Origin of the sequence: Fibrobacter sp. (genome assembly GCF_045131395.1) — a bacterium.
Lineage (GTDB): Bacteria > Fibrobacterota > Fibrobacteria > Fibrobacterales > Fibrobacteraceae > Fibrobacter.
Map to the genome: position 1 here is coordinate 305,295 of NZ_JBGUQY010000046.1, position 13,287 is coordinate 318,581.

The following is a 13,287-nucleotide window of genomic DNA, read 5'->3' on the forward strand; positions in this document are numbered from 1 at the left end:
GAATGAATAAAGCTGTATTGAGTGCAAGCCTGCTTATGTGCGCAGGCTTTTGTTTTGCGAAGAATGTTGTGCCTGCAGGTCCCTTCCAATGGGGCCATACATTGCAACCGCTTTCTACCTTGTCCATGAAAACCGCCGAAATATCGGCCTTTATGCCTGCCAAGAACAAGTTGTTTGTCGTGGGCGATGCGAACATTGTCGAAGTGGTGGACTTGAGCAATCCTGGTGTTGCCAAGAAAATTTCAGAAACGTCTATTCCGGGCAATGCCTCTAGCGTGACTGTCCATGGTGACTTGGTGGCGGTCAGCATGCTTGAAATTGAAGAATGGCGCGATGGCCAGGTGCAGGTGATGCGTTACACCGACAGCCTGGAAGTGCTTGGACTGTACAAGGTCTGTAGCCAGCCGGACATGATCAAGTTTACGCCCGATGGCAAGAACTTGCTGGTGGCTTGCGAAGGTTCGCCTAGCCAGGATTTTGCGGTAGATCCCGAGGGCGGCATTGCTTTTTTGTCGGTTGGCAAAGCTGACGCCGAATCGTGGAAAAATGCCGAACTCACGGTGGCTGGATTTGACAAGCTTGATTCAAATGCGCTCAAAAAGGCTGGCGTTCGTTCTCCTGGAAACCAGGGCTTTTTGAGGTCTTTGGAACCGGAATACATTACGGTGTCCGACGATTCCAAGCTGGCGTGGGTGAGCCTGCAAGAAAATAACGCCATGGCTATTATCGATGTGCCCGCCAAGAAAATCAAGAAGGTGTTCCCGCTGGGCTTTGTGGACCATTCCAGGAACGGTTTCTCGCTGGATGCGGTCAGTGACGGCGAAATCAATATCAAGAATTATTACCCCTTGCGCGGTTTGCGTCAGCCCGACGGTATTGCCACCTTCAAGGCCGGTGACAGGCATTTTGTGTTGACTGCCAACGAGGGTGCCCCTGTAAACGATTACAAGGTTTGGACCGATGTGACGAATCTGGCTACCCTTATGGAGCAGGGCCGCCTAGATGAAACCGTATTTAGGGAACCTATCTTGAAGGAACTGAAGGACTTGTCTGTCAGTTCGCTGGAACGTTGCGATGAGGGCAAGTACCGCACCAATAATGGAAAGTGCCCCTACGCCTATACGTTTGGTTCCCGTTCCATGAGTGTTTTTGATGGCGAAACCGGCAAGGTGGTTTGGGATTCCGGTGAAATGTTTGAACGGGTGCTGGCAAAGATTGCCCCGGAATACTTTAACTGGAATTCCAAGAAAGGCAAGGTGAAAATGGACAAGCGCAGCGGTGACAAGGGTTGCGAACCCGAAAATGTGACCGTGGGCGAGGTGGGCAACCGCCGCTATGCCTTTGTGGGCCTGGAACGTACCAGTGGCATTGCCGTTTTCGATATTACGGAACCGGTGGCTCCGAAGCTGGTGGATTTCTACTTGGATCCCCTGGATCGTGGGCCCGAAGGCATTCTGTTCATTCCTGCCGAAAAGAGCCCCATGGCCGGCCAGGCGTTGCTCGTTGTCGGCTATGAGTACAGCAAGACGCTGACGATTTATACCATTAAATAACGGATTCGGGCCACGGGTGCTTGGGATAGCGGCCACGCAATTCCTTGCGCACCTCGGCATAAGTGTTCTGCCAGAATCCAGTCAAGTCCCAAGTCTTTTGAATTGTGCGGAAGTTCGGTGCCAGAATGTCGTACCGGACTTTTAATTTGCCGTCGGCAATCTTGTGTTCGCCCCGGAGTTGCATCAAGTCTTCGATGCGGGCCGAGATTTCTACCAGAACGCCTTCGATGCTGTGGACGGATTTGCCGTCGTCGGTGGTAGCGACTTCTTGATAGCTGTAGCGGGCTCGCTTGCCGTTAGGGAGCATGTAATGGTCGGGGAATGTCTTCCCGAGCCATTGTAGCATGGACTTGCCGAAATAGTCTTCAACGATACTGCGATAACGGTCTTCGTTGATGTCGCGGAGCAGGAACTTGCCGTTGGCGAATTCGTCGAAGATGAGTTCCATGTCTTCGTCGTTGAATTCGGGGAGGCCGTATTCCGGGTAGAGCTTGGCGGCGAGGCGCATCTTGATGAGCTGCGTCTGGACGGCTTCGGTCAGGAATTTTCCGCTCCAGTTTTCCTTTTCGATTTTCTCGCGCCAGGCGTCCACGGTAAGCTTCTTCAGTTCTTCGAGAACTTTAGGCGAGGCCTCTTGCGTGAGAATTTCTTTGCGGGAAAGTTCCGTAGTGCTACCGTCGGCATTTTCGGATTCGCTGATTTCTACACCGATGAATCGTTCTTGACCGCTGCGCCACAGAAGCTCGTAACGGGTTTTGGCAGAACTGCCGCCGAGCATGTCTTGCGAAATGGGCGCGTAAAGGTTCACCTTGAGTTCCGACTTGGTAGTGCCGGTGCGGAGCATGCTCAGGGCAAGAATCGCGTAAGGCGGTGCTGTAATTTGCAGGCGAATCACGTTCTGGTTGGCCAGCTTGTAGGCGTTACCGCTTGGGGTGGCGAGTCTGTCGGGGAAAGCCTTGAGGAGACTCTGAGAAGTCATCCTGGAGACCGCGATGCGGTCGACGGAATCCATACGGTTTTTGTTTGAATTTCCGAGTGCGTCCCTGTAATCCCGCAATTGCCTCAGGGTGAATGTGACTTCGCGCGGGGCGTTTACGGCCTTAGACAACGTATCGCTTGCAAGTGTCAGAATGTCGTAGGCGACTTTGGACTTCTGCAGGAATTCCGTGCCGGAGTGAATCCAGGCGAGGGCGGCCAGCAGCAAGTCGGGAAGGTCTTCTTTACTTTGTGCGGAAGCCAGCAGCAGTGCGAGCGGAATGCTTGAAATGGGTGTGCGGATGGCTTTGAGCCCGAGCTCGGTGATGGCGCCGTCTTGAAGCATGCCGAATTTTTCGAGGAGTGCTGTCGCCGTCTTTTCGCGTGCTTCTGGAATGGCCGTGGGCAATTGAATGACGCTTTGATCTAATTCAAGCGCGGCCTTCTGCAGAATCAATTCCGAAGGTTCAATCTGCAATACTTCGGGGACGATCCCTTGGGGCATACGCTTTTCGCTTTCGTCGCTCCAGAGGCGTATGGCACAACCATTCTGCGTACGGCCGCTACGGCCGCTGCGCTGAATGGCATTTTGCATAGAAATGGGGAGCGTGCGCAGGACATTCACCTTCTCGCTGTCGTCGTAAATACTGACGCGTTCAATGCCGCTGTCCACGACGCCTGTAACGTTCGGGACGGTGATGGACGTTTCTGCGATATTCGTGGTGAAGATGACGCGCGGACGTTCCGTGACTTCGAAAATGCGGTCTTGGGTTTCGCGGTCCTGGCCGCCGTAGAGTTCCAGAAATTCGGCGCAGTTTTCGCCGAGGGCTTCGGAGGCGGCGGTGTGGCAGCGGGCGATTTCTGCTTTACCCGGCAGGAATACCAGCGTGGTTTGCCAGATGTTGTTGCGGTAGAGCGTGCGGAGCGCCCGCACCACTTCGGCGTCAAGTCCAACGCCCGAAACAAGGGATGTCCCCGTGGCAGGCGTCTGGTTGATAATCTGGACGGGGTAGAGCGGGTGACCGAGACTCAGGCACTTGACGCCGAGAACCGTTTCGAGTTCGGAACGGTTCAACGCCGCCGACATTACGGCGATACGAGGCCGTTCGGCTCTATTCGTCCCGCAGCTAAGAAAGTACCCGAACAACAGGTCCATGTCGGCTTTGCGTTCGTGGTATTCGTCGAATACCACCCAGTCGGCGTCCAGCTTGCCGTGCAAGAGCTCTTGCAGAAAGTTACCGTAAGTCTGGAATAAAATTTTCGTGTCGGCGCTCTTGCAGCTGTCTTGCCTGAACTGGTAACCGACGGTCTTGCCGCAGCTTTCGCCGTGAAGTTTGGCAGAAAACTGTGCCAGCGCCAAAGCTGCAATACGGCGAGGCTGCAGAACCACCACGCGGCCTTTGCAATGCTTGCTTAAAAAGTAGGGGATGAACAGCGACTTGCCCGAACCCGTGGGTGCTTCGATCAATAAATTGCGAGAAGCCGCTATCGCGGCTTCCAGTTTACCTTCTTCTTCGGCTAAGGCAAGGTCGTTGTAGGTCATTGAACGTCTATTGACCAATGACTGAAAATTAGCGAGGGAATCTCAGCTTTTCGCCAGTAGCGATATCGTTGTAAGGCTTCTTGCCTTCGCGGAACTTCTGGTTGATGACCAGGTTGTCGATACGGCGACGGAGACCCTGTTCGGTCTTGCAGAAGAAGTAGGCAACCTTGTTGGTGCCCGGCACCAGGAACATGGCCAGCTTGTACTTCTGGGAAACTGCGCGACGGAAGAACTTCAGGTCTTCTTTCTTGGGAACCACGAGGTGAGAACCTTCCTTGACTTCGCAGATCATGTCTGCATCGGCAAGCAGGGCGTGAGACTTCTGCTTGAGGGCGGCGAAGTTGGGTTCGGTGTTCTTCTTGATGGTTTCAAGGCTGAATGCGCCACCGCCTTCTTTTAGTGCCTTGCGGACTCCACGGAACGCAAATACACCCATAACGATGACAAACAAGGCTACAAGGTACGGCCAATAGCTGGCGAGAAAATCTAACATAAAAACCTCTTTTCTTTACGAAAGAAAATATAGAAAAATAAATGACGCCTCTACGTTGGCCAACGTTTTTTTTGGCAACAAGCTTTTCTATATTCGTATTTGTGTTAAGTCTTTTGAAAAGAAGTTTTTTTACATGTGTTGTAACTGCGTTTTTTTCGGGATTCGCATTTGCTGATGTTGCCGCTTGTCCTGAAGGGACGGTGATTTCGTCGATTTCGTACGAAGGCCTTGAACATACCAAGAACCGTGTGGTGGACCGCGAACTGCTGAATAAGGTGGGGGAGCCGTTCTCTACCGAAAAGTTCGAACTTGAAAAACGTCGCCTGCAAGATTTGGACTTGTTTACGAGTGTCTCGGCTAGGTGCGAAGGCGGAAACCTGAAGTATTCCTTCGTGGAAATCTTCCGCTGGATTCCCGCTCCGGCAGGAAAAACCACTGACCGCGATGGTCTGATGCTTGGCGTTGCGCTTGCGAACCTGAATGTGCTTGGCGAAGATATTCGTGCCGAAGTCCAATACCGCACGGCCCTTGATCCGCTTTTCGACAAGAATGAATATGCCGTTTATGTGAGCTCGCCTTATTTGTTTGGCCTCCCTCTCGGTTGGAATTTTGAGTTCCTTGTGACAGACAGTTACGACGATGTCCACGAGTTTGATGAAAAGAGCATCTTGGTTGACCTTGATTTGGACTACAAGATTCTACCGCACTTGTCGCTTTTGTGGACTGTGGCTGGCCGCGACTTGCAAAATGCCGCATTCTTGCCGGAACTAGGGATGGGCTTTGCCTTTGATTATCGAGATTCTAAGTTGGATACTCGTAAGGGTGTTTATTTTGAATACATGCTTACTCACGTAGGCGAGGGCGACGATAGCGATTCCGATTGCTTTGTTGAAGATGGTTCTAGCTGCAAGGGTATGGGTGGCGAAAACTTCTGGGAACTCTTGACCGATGCCCGCGCCTACTATACCGTCAGCCGCTTTGTAACGGGGGCGACGGCGCTGGTACGTTACCGCCCGGGCGATGTTGAATTTTACGATTATTTCTCGCATGGTGGCGTGAACAGCTACCGCGGCCGTTATGCAGATGGCGAACGCCTGGGCGTGCATGAGGCTTTGCTTAACCTTGAAGAACGATTTGTGCTGCTGGACCGTCAGCCGGCGAGTATCGCGGGCGTGAACTTCTTCTACGGTGTGCAGCTGGTGGCAGGCTTTGACGGAAGCCTTATCTGGAATTCAGGCCGCCCCGGTTGGGACAATTACGAAGGCGCCGTTTATGGTGGCTTGCATTTGGTGGTACCTGCGGTGGACCGTTTGCGTTTTGAAGTGGGTTATAGCCCCGACAAGGGGGAGCCCAAGTATTTCTTCGGGATGATTGAAAAGGTGTCAACTTCACGTTGGCGTAGTAGATAAGACCGCTCGGCTCTATCGCTTCAACAAGAATGTGATATCGCCTCGCTCTCGCAACCGCCCTCGGTTAACACCCGGGGGCTTTGTTGCTCACGGAGACCCTTGACGATTGGTAAATAAATGTTAAATTTATCTTAACATATTGGATAACAAAGATTTAGGCCAAAGGTGGCCTTTGGAGTATAAATGGCAATTAATTATCTGGATCTTCCGATTGGTCGCAAGTACCCTTACGAAGTGGATTGTGTCGTCGAAATCGGCAAGGACACCAACCTCAAGTATGAATATGACGAACGCCTGCACGTGTTCCGCCTGGACCGCTGCTTGCTCAGCTCCATGAGCTATCCCTGTACCTACGGCTTTATTCCCAGCACCAAGGCAGACGACGGCGACGCTATCGATATGTTGATTTACAGCCCCGCCTCCATGATGACGGGTACGGTCTGCACCTGCCGCGTGATTGGTGCCCTGGACATGACCGACGGTGGCCGCAAGGACTACAAGGTGCTTGGCGTGCCCGTGTTCAACCCGCGCCCCATCAGGGACATTACCGACGTGGACCAGATGTTCCTCCGCATTACCCGCAACTTCTTCCAGAACTACAAGGAACTGGAAGGCAAGGATGTGCAGATCGGTGAATGGCAGAATGCCGAATTTGCCCGCGAAAAGGTGATTGCCGCCCACAAGGCTTACTTCCAGATGCAGGTGCAGGTTCCCGAAACTTGCTACCAGGAACCGGAAAGCCTCGACCACCTTCCGCCTGATGAACTGATTTAAAAAAAAGCCGCTTTTAAGCGGCGGTTTTCGTTTAGAACACTCTTACTTTCACCGGCAGTGCGTCGGTGATTTTTGTTTTGACGCCTTCCAGGAATTCCTTGGGCAGGGGTTCTACGCCTTCCAGTAAGGTCTGGCGGATGACGGTGTAGAGCTGGATTTCTACCAGGTTGGCGGGATTTGCGGAATGGATGGCCGCCAGGTTTTCGATATATCGATCGATTTCCTGTTCGCTAGGAATTTCGCCCTGCACGTTGCAGACCATGGTCTGTATACAGAGCGGGTAAAGCTTGATGGCCTTGGTTAGGTTGTCTAGAATCTTTTCGAGATGCAGGGGAGAGCGGTTCACTTTCTTGAACCATTCTTCGGTGCCGGCGTCCAGTTTTGCCCAGATTTCGCCATCACTTTCCAGCAGCTGCGAAAGTCCCTGCTGTGTGGCGGGCGCTTCGAGGTGGCTGGCGTTGGTAATGAGGCGCAGTTTGAAATTGCCCAGTCTGGGAGTGAATTCCTTTTGAATTTCGCGCATACGGCGGCAAACTTCGGGGAATTCCTTGACGATGGTGGATTCACCGTCGCCCGAAAGGCAGATGTCTTTCAGAAGCTTGTTTTCTGCAGGAACGTTCTCGTAGGTCTTGCACTTGGCAAATTCGCCGGATTCGTAAACGGCGAGGAATTCCCGCAGTTCCCTTTCTACGGCTTCGATGTCTACGGGGATTCTCTTGTGGCCTTCTTGAGGGCCGCTCTGGCAGTAGGCGCAAGAAAAGGAGCAGTGATGGTCGGGATTCAAGTTGATACCGAGAGAAAGCCCGCCTGCACGGCGGCTAATAACCGGGTACACCCAGGTATTGTTTTCCCACATGCGGGAATGATCACTCCACGCTGCAATTAATGCCTTTTCTTGTTCATTCATGGGCCCAAATATAGCAATAAGCGCTATAAGCTAGAACTATAACTAGTAATGTGTAATGTGAGATGTTCAATGTGAGATTTCCTCATCTCACATTTTACTACATTTCAGCTATGCAATTTGTATTGAAGTCCGCTTTGCTTTCGTTGGTGCTTGTCGGCTTTGCTATCGCCGATGGCATCAAACCTGACGATTTGTCTAAAGATGGCGCTGTCACGAGAGACCGTCACTTGACCGAGATCCGCGACATTATGCGCGGCGGCCGCGGCGGCTATATCGATTTCGGTTTCTACTATACGCCGACCCGAGATCAGCTGCCTTTAGAAAGTCAGTATGGCGAGCATAAGGGCTATGCCTTCAACCACCATTTTGCGGCTTTCGGGGCTGGCGAAGTGGCCAGGAACCGCCATATGGGTGCGCTCCTCTGGTTTGATCGTTCCGGCTGGGATGGCGAAGACTTCATTCTTTTTCCGCAGTATGGCGATTTCGGTATCCAGCGTTCCGTGGTCACCTGGGGCTTGACCCTGACCGATGCTAAAATGGATTGGACGCTTGCGGCCGGTATGCAGCACCAGAATCTGGAGCACCGCGGCAAGCTTTACCCCTACGAAGATGACTCCCTGGCCTATAGCTGGGCACACTTGCGCTTTAGCAAATTGAGCGCCCAGGCCAATTTCTTCCGCAAGGACTGGCGCCTGTTCCGATTCTCCCTGGACCTGGAAAGCCGTGCTATCTATGGCGGCAGAAAGTCGGGCCCCCTGACCTACTTGCCGAACGTTTCGCTTGCCATGTACAATGACGATGACGAAAGCGATGTAGATTCTATGCGAATCACCTGGGAACAGAACCTGTATGCCCAGCAGCTGTACGGCGAAGTTTCCTATGACTTGCCCGATGCTGGCCTCCACAGCGTGGCCCTGAAGTTCTATCCGGACCCTTCCCGTATGATTGGTTTTGAGGCTACCGGTGTTCGCCGTATCAGAAAGCGTGTCTCTGGCGATAACGTTCATGAATCCGATGACTGGCTGTGGGGTGGTGCAATCGACCTGCTCTTTGCCCGCATTGCTTATAACGCCGCCTACGATTACGACAACTTCTTTGGAGCCAAGGGAACCTTCCTTGTGGAATTCAAGTTCAACTTGGCCACTGTCGATGGCTGGCTCTTTAACCGTGGTGCCTCCCGTAGCGCTCCCATGGAAACCGATATCATCAAGCAGTACGACAAGAAGTCGAAACCCGGTGAAATTACTCCGCTGAATTCTAGCAGCGGTGCTCCCAAGACCATCGAGGCCAAGGGAATCCGTTACGAAAAGGCTGGCAATTCGGGCTCTGCAGAAGGAGGTAACTAATGAAAGCGGCAATGAAAAAAGTGTCTATGCTTGCAGGAATGGTTTCTTGCTGTGCCATGCTTTCGGGCTGCCTTACCCATTGGTTTGAAGATTCTACCACAAGGCTCCAGGTCGAAAACAGGTCTTCCCAGACCATTGTGGCGATCGATATCCTTGCAGATGATGGCGCTGGTTACAAGGTGTGGATTCAAGATACGATCCGCACCGGCGAAAAGAGCCGCGTGTACGAAGAAGACTTCGTGGGAACATTCCGCATGCGGATCAGGACTACGGAAGCCGAATACAAGTTCAAGCATCTGGAACTGGACGGCGGAAGCGAATACATGGTAGTCTCTGACAGCACCAAGGGCCTGAGCTACAGATTCCGTTAATCTGGATTTTTGCTAGGCGACTTTAGATTCGCAGACCTTTTCAAATTCGCCCACGGTCATGGGCTTTGCAAAGAAGTAGCCTTGGAACAGGTTGCAGCCCATCTGGCTGAGCATGTTGTACTGGTCTTCCGTTTCTACGCCTTCGGTAAGGGCAGAAAGTCCCAGGTCTCCCGAAAGCTTTAGAACGTTGCGCAAGATGATTTCTGCCTTCTGGCTGTTCTTGGAACTGCTCAAGAACTTCATGTCGATTTTCAGCACGTCCAGGGGCATGTCCTTCAGCTGATTCAGCGAAGAATATCCGCTTCCGAAGTCATCCATTTCGACGATGAATCCCGATTCCCGGAATCGGTTCAGAATGGCCATGCGGTTTTCGACTTCGGTCATCATCACCGTTTCGGTGATTTCGATACGCAAACGGGAGGGTTCGATGTTGAATTCGTCAATCAGGGCGTTGATTTCGGCAAATACATCCATGAACAGGAAGTCTTTGGGAGAAATATTGATAGAAATGAAGAGGTTTGCCTTGTCGCCAGTCCAGGTAGAAAGAATTTCGCAGGCGCTGCGCCAAATGAACTTGTCCAGGTCGGCAATCATGCCGTTCTTTTCGAAAGTGGGGATAAAGGTTTCGGGCTGCAAGAAGCCCTCTTTGGGGTGATCCCAGCGGATAAGCGCCTCGGCCCCGATAATTTGTCCGTTGTTGTCTACAATGGGTTGCAGGTAGGGGCGCACCTGTTTTTCTTCGATGGCTTTTTCGATCTGGGCCGAAATCATCTGGTCCCACATCACCTGGTCGCGCATCTTGTCATCGTAGAAGGCGATGTGCTTGTTGTATTCGTTCTTGACGGAGGTCAGGGCCAGCTGGGCGCGGTCGAACATGAGCGAAACATCGATATCGGGCTCGGTAATCTTGTAAATGCCCATGTGCATTAAGATGCGGTGCTCGATGGACCCGTTAGAAATGACGTATCGGGAAAACCTGCGTTCCAGTTGCTTCAGGTTGGCGTCTCCTGCGGGCAGGCAGATGCCGAAATCGTCGCCGCCCAGGCGTCCGTACACCCATTCCCTGGTGGAATTTTCCCGAAGCCAGGAGGCTACCTTCAGCAAGACGCTGTCGCCCATGTCGTTTCCGAAAATATCGTTGACGATCTTGAAGTCCTTGATGTCGAAATAGGCGACCCAGTATTGCTTGTCGGTGTTCTGGGAAATGGTATCCTTAATCTTATGGAACAGGATTTCCTTTGTATACAATCCCGTTAACTTGTCGTGTGTGACATTGTAAATCTCTCGCTGACGCTTGATTACCTTTTCTTTGGCGATAGAAGCTTCTTTCTGGAGCTTTTCGATCCGCAAAATAGCTATGATAATCAGGATTGCGGCTGTAAGGTCCATTATAATATAGTTCCCCACAAAAAGCTGGAGAACCAGAAGCCCGGTGGCCACGAAAAGAAATGCAAACGATAAGGCTTTACTCATAGATTTTTACTTTGTTCTATGAGTTGAATATATCCAAATTAACTTACATCGTTTGTTACAAATTTCTGTTCAAAAGATTATTTTCCTTGATTTTGGCTCAATTGGAGCTTTTTTTGCCTGAAAACTGTTCGTTGCAGAGTTTTTCATAATCTGTAACAGACATGGGCTTCGCGAAGTAATAACCTTGGAACAGATTGCAGCCCATGTCGTTTAGCATATTGTACTGGTCTTCGGTTTCTACACCTTCGGTAAGGGAGAATAGCCCAAGGTCGCTGGAAAGTCTGAGCACGTTGCGCAGAATGGTTTCGGCCTTGGCGTTGTCCTGGGCCTTGCTCAAGAACTTCATGTCGATTTTCAGGACGTCGAGAGGCATGTCCTTGAGTTGGTTCAGCGAAGAATAGCCGCTTCCGAAGTCGTCCATTTCTACAATGAATCCGGAGTCGCGGAACTTGCTGAGAATTGCCATACGGCTTTCGGCTTCAGTCATCATCACGGTTTCGGTGATTTCGATACGCAGGCGAGAAGGCTCTATCTTGTATTCGTCTACCAGGTTCTTGATTTCGGCGTAGACGTCCATGAAGTAGAAGTCCTTGGGCGAAATGTTCACCGAAATAAAGAGCTTTGATTTTTCGTCGGTCCAAGAGGCAAGAATTTCGCAGGCACTGCGCCAAATGTACTTGTCCACTTCGGCAATCATGCCGTTCTTCTCGAATACGGGAATAAAGGTGAAGGGGGGGAGGAATCCTTCTGTGGGGTGAATCCAGCGTACCAGTGCTTCGGCACCGATGATTTTTCCATTGTTGTTAACGATGGGCTGCAGGTAGGGGACAATCTGGCGCTGTTTAAGGGCCGTATCCAGTTCTGCGGAAATTTTTTGACCCCAGAGCACCTGGTCGCGCATCTTGTCGTCGTAAATGGCGATATGGGTGTTGTATTCGTTCTTGATGCTTTTTTGGGCCAGGTGGGCGCGGTCGAACATGATGGATATGTCGATGCTTGGGTCGGTTATATGGTAAATGCCCACATGCATCAAGATTCGCTGATTGAAGGTTCCGTTAGAAATGGCGAAGGCGGCAAGCCTTTGTTCGACTATCGGCAGGCGGACTCCATCTGTGGGGAAGCATATGCCGAAGGCGTCTCCTCCAATACGTCCGTAAGTCCAGTTGTCACGGGAGTTTTCCTTGATCCAGTTTGCGACTCTTATAAGAACGTTGTCGCCAACGGTGCTGCCGAAGATATCGTTGACCATTTTGAAGTCCTTGATATCGAAATAGGCAATGGCGTAGGCTGTATCCTTTTCGTTGTGAATCTTGTTCTTGATGACATTGAAAAGGTGTTCCTTGGTGAACAGTCCCGTGAGCTTGTCGTGGGTGGCTTCGTAGATTTCCTGCTGTTGCCGATGGATTTCCTGGGTGTTGTCCAGGATGGTCAGGAATGAACCGATTTTCTTGTTGTTGGCGTCGGCCACATAGTGCCTTTTGAGGTCGAAGTAGCGGGCCCCTTTGCCTGAACCCACGACTTGCTTTGAAGACCAGTTGTATTGGCCTTCTCCTAGATCGTCAAACATGGCGGCAAGGCGGTGCTTGACGCTTTCGAGCTTGTCGGAGTTGATTTGTAAAAGCAGGCTGGCGTTGTTGTTCACCCAGATGCAGCGGTCGCTGGCGTCGAAAAACAGGACTGATTCTGGAATTTTAGATGCAATATTTGCAAGCATCCGGTCCAGAAGCTTGAAGGGCCTGTAATACAGGGAGAAATAGAAGATGAGAATGGCGCAAACGGCAAGGGCCAGCATAGAACGGTCTATGGGTGTCCTGGAGAAGATATAGTAGGACTGCCAAAGACCGGCCAAGATCATGGTAAAGAGGATGACGTAGTATTTTTCGGCGTAAATACGGGGGACTCGTATGGTCTTTATCAAGAAAATGCCCAATGATGTGAAGAAGGCTATATAGACGGCAATGCGGTGCAGGGTTTGACCGACATAGGGAACGAGTCTGTAGTAGGGGGAGCCGTCGACCATGATGGCTTCCATGCCGAAGGCGTGCCCGAAGAAGGGGTTAAAGAAGTACTGGATGATGTCCAGGGTAAGAATTGCGTATATGATATAGCACTTCTTGCGGTGTGTCCGCCACGGGATGTTACAATAGGACAGCGTGAAGTCAAAGAGGCTAAATGCCATCAGGTCCATTCCGATAAAGTAGGTGTAGCTACCGATGGTGGAAAGAAGTTCGTTTTGGGAAAGAACAATAATCAGGTTCCCGACGATTGGCACAATAAATGTGTATTCAAGATATGAAACAGACAATGCGACGGTCTTGTTCGAACGTCGTGACATCATTCCAAATAGCCCCAAAAGGATTATGGCTACGGAATAGATAATTGCAAACGTTAATCTCATGAATATGGAATCCTTCTCTCTCTCATAATATATTCATTATAAGTG

The 13,287-nt window shown here is 51.2% G+C and carries 10 protein-coding genes; 5 read left to right on the forward strand and 5 right to left on the reverse strand.

Features of this window, described 5'->3' with window-relative positions; translation table 11 throughout:
* Positions 1 to 2: 2 nt before the first annotated feature.
* Positions 3 to 1,553, forward strand: coding sequence for a choice-of-anchor I family protein (locus ACJMNB_RS12535; RefSeq protein ID WP_405342990.1), 1,551 nt, complete (start codon positions 3 to 5; stop codon positions 1,551 to 1,553).
* On the opposite strand, the gene ACJMNB_RS12540 is transcribed toward ACJMNB_RS12535, so the two are convergent.
* Complete coding sequence (locus ACJMNB_RS12540) at positions 1,546 to 4,071, reverse strand: ATP-dependent helicase C-terminal domain-containing protein (protein ID WP_405342992.1); 2,526 nt, start codon at positions 4,069 to 4,071, stop codon at positions 1,546 to 1,548. The genes ACJMNB_RS12535 and ACJMNB_RS12540 overlap by 8 nt on opposite strands.
* A gap of 28 nt (positions 4,072 to 4,099) precedes the next feature.
* The gene (locus tag ACJMNB_RS12545; protein WP_405342994.1) at positions 4,100 to 4,564 is read right to left on the reverse strand and encodes a hypothetical protein; all 465 of its coding nucleotides are present in this window, start codon (positions 4,562 to 4,564) and stop codon (positions 4,100 to 4,102) included.
* A gap of 200 nt (positions 4,565 to 4,764) precedes the next feature.
* On the opposite strand from ACJMNB_RS12545, the gene ACJMNB_RS12550 reads away from it, so the two are divergent.
* Together ACJMNB_RS12550 and ACJMNB_RS12555 are read left to right on the forward strand one after the other, a co-directional pair.
* Positions 4,765 to 5,973, forward strand: coding sequence for a BamA/TamA family outer membrane protein (locus ACJMNB_RS12550; protein WP_405342996.1), 1,209 nt, complete (start codon positions 4,765 to 4,767; stop codon positions 5,971 to 5,973).
* Between the two features lie 183 nt (positions 5,974 to 6,156).
* Positions 6,157 to 6,747 (forward strand): inorganic diphosphatase, encoded by a 591-nt coding sequence (locus ACJMNB_RS12555; RefSeq protein WP_405342998.1) that lies wholly within the window; start codon positions 6,157 to 6,159, stop codon positions 6,745 to 6,747.
* A gap of 31 nt (positions 6,748 to 6,778) precedes the next feature.
* On the opposite strand, the gene ACJMNB_RS12560 is transcribed toward ACJMNB_RS12555, so the two are convergent.
* Positions 6,779 to 7,654 (reverse strand): hypothetical protein, encoded by an 876-nt coding sequence (locus tag ACJMNB_RS12560; RefSeq protein WP_405343000.1) that lies wholly within the window; start codon positions 7,652 to 7,654, stop codon positions 6,779 to 6,781.
* 110 nt (positions 7,655 to 7,764) lie between these two features.
* Here ACJMNB_RS12560 and ACJMNB_RS12565 point away from each other — a divergent pair, with 110 nt between their 5' ends.
* Entirely contained in the window at positions 7,765 to 9,000 is a 1,236-nt protein-coding gene (locus ACJMNB_RS12565; protein ID WP_405343001.1) for a hypothetical protein, read from the forward strand.
* Entirely contained in the window at positions 9,000 to 9,371 is a 372-nt protein-coding gene (locus ACJMNB_RS12570; RefSeq protein ID WP_405343003.1) for a hypothetical protein, read from the forward strand. Before ACJMNB_RS12565 ends, ACJMNB_RS12570 begins: the two co-directional genes overlap by 1 nt.
* A gap of 12 nt (positions 9,372 to 9,383) precedes the next feature.
* On the opposite strand, the gene ACJMNB_RS12575 is transcribed toward ACJMNB_RS12570, so the two are convergent.
* Positions 9,384 to 10,760 (reverse strand): putative bifunctional diguanylate cyclase/phosphodiesterase, encoded by a 1,377-nt coding sequence (locus ACJMNB_RS12575; protein WP_405343005.1) that lies wholly within the window; start codon positions 10,758 to 10,760, stop codon positions 9,384 to 9,386.
* 181 nt (positions 10,761 to 10,941) lie between these two features.
* The gene (locus ACJMNB_RS12580) at positions 10,942 to 13,182 is read right to left on the reverse strand and encodes an EAL domain-containing protein (protein WP_405343007.1); all 2,241 of its coding nucleotides are present in this window, start codon (positions 13,180 to 13,182) and stop codon (positions 10,942 to 10,944) included.
* Positions 13,183 to 13,287: the final 105 nt, after the last annotated feature.

Coding starts and splice junctions, on each gene's coding strand:
- ACJMNB_RS12545 (WP_405342994.1), bottom strand. CDS start 4,564: ATGTTAGATTTTCTCGCCAGCTATTGGCCGTACCTTGTAGCCTTGTTT.
- ACJMNB_RS12540 (WP_405342992.1), bottom strand. CDS start 4,071: ATGACCTACAACGACCTTGCCTTAGCCGAAGAAGAAGGTAAACTGGAA.
- ACJMNB_RS12555 (WP_405342998.1), top strand. CDS start 6,157: ATGGCAATTAATTATCTGGATCTTCCGATTGGTCGCAAGTACCCTTAC.
- ACJMNB_RS12570 (WP_405343003.1), top strand. CDS start 9,000: ATGAAAGCGGCAATGAAAAAAGTGTCTATGCTTGCAGGAATGGTTTCT.
- ACJMNB_RS12575 (WP_405343005.1), bottom strand. CDS start 10,760: ATGGACCTTACAGCCGCAATCCTGATTATCATAGCTATTTTGCGGATC.
- ACJMNB_RS12560 (WP_405343000.1), bottom strand. CDS start 7,654: ATGAATGAACAAGAAAAGGCATTAATTGCAGCGTGGAGTGATCATTCC.
- ACJMNB_RS12565 (WP_405343001.1), top strand. CDS start 7,765: ATGCAATTTGTATTGAAGTCCGCTTTGCTTTCGTTGGTGCTTGTCGGC.
- ACJMNB_RS12535 (WP_405342990.1), top strand. CDS start 3: ATGAATAAAGCTGTATTGAGTGCAAGCCTGCTTATGTGCGCAGGCTTT.
- ACJMNB_RS12580 (WP_405343007.1), bottom strand. CDS start 13,182: ATGATGTCACGACGTTCGAACAAGACCGTCGCATTGTCTGTTTCATAT.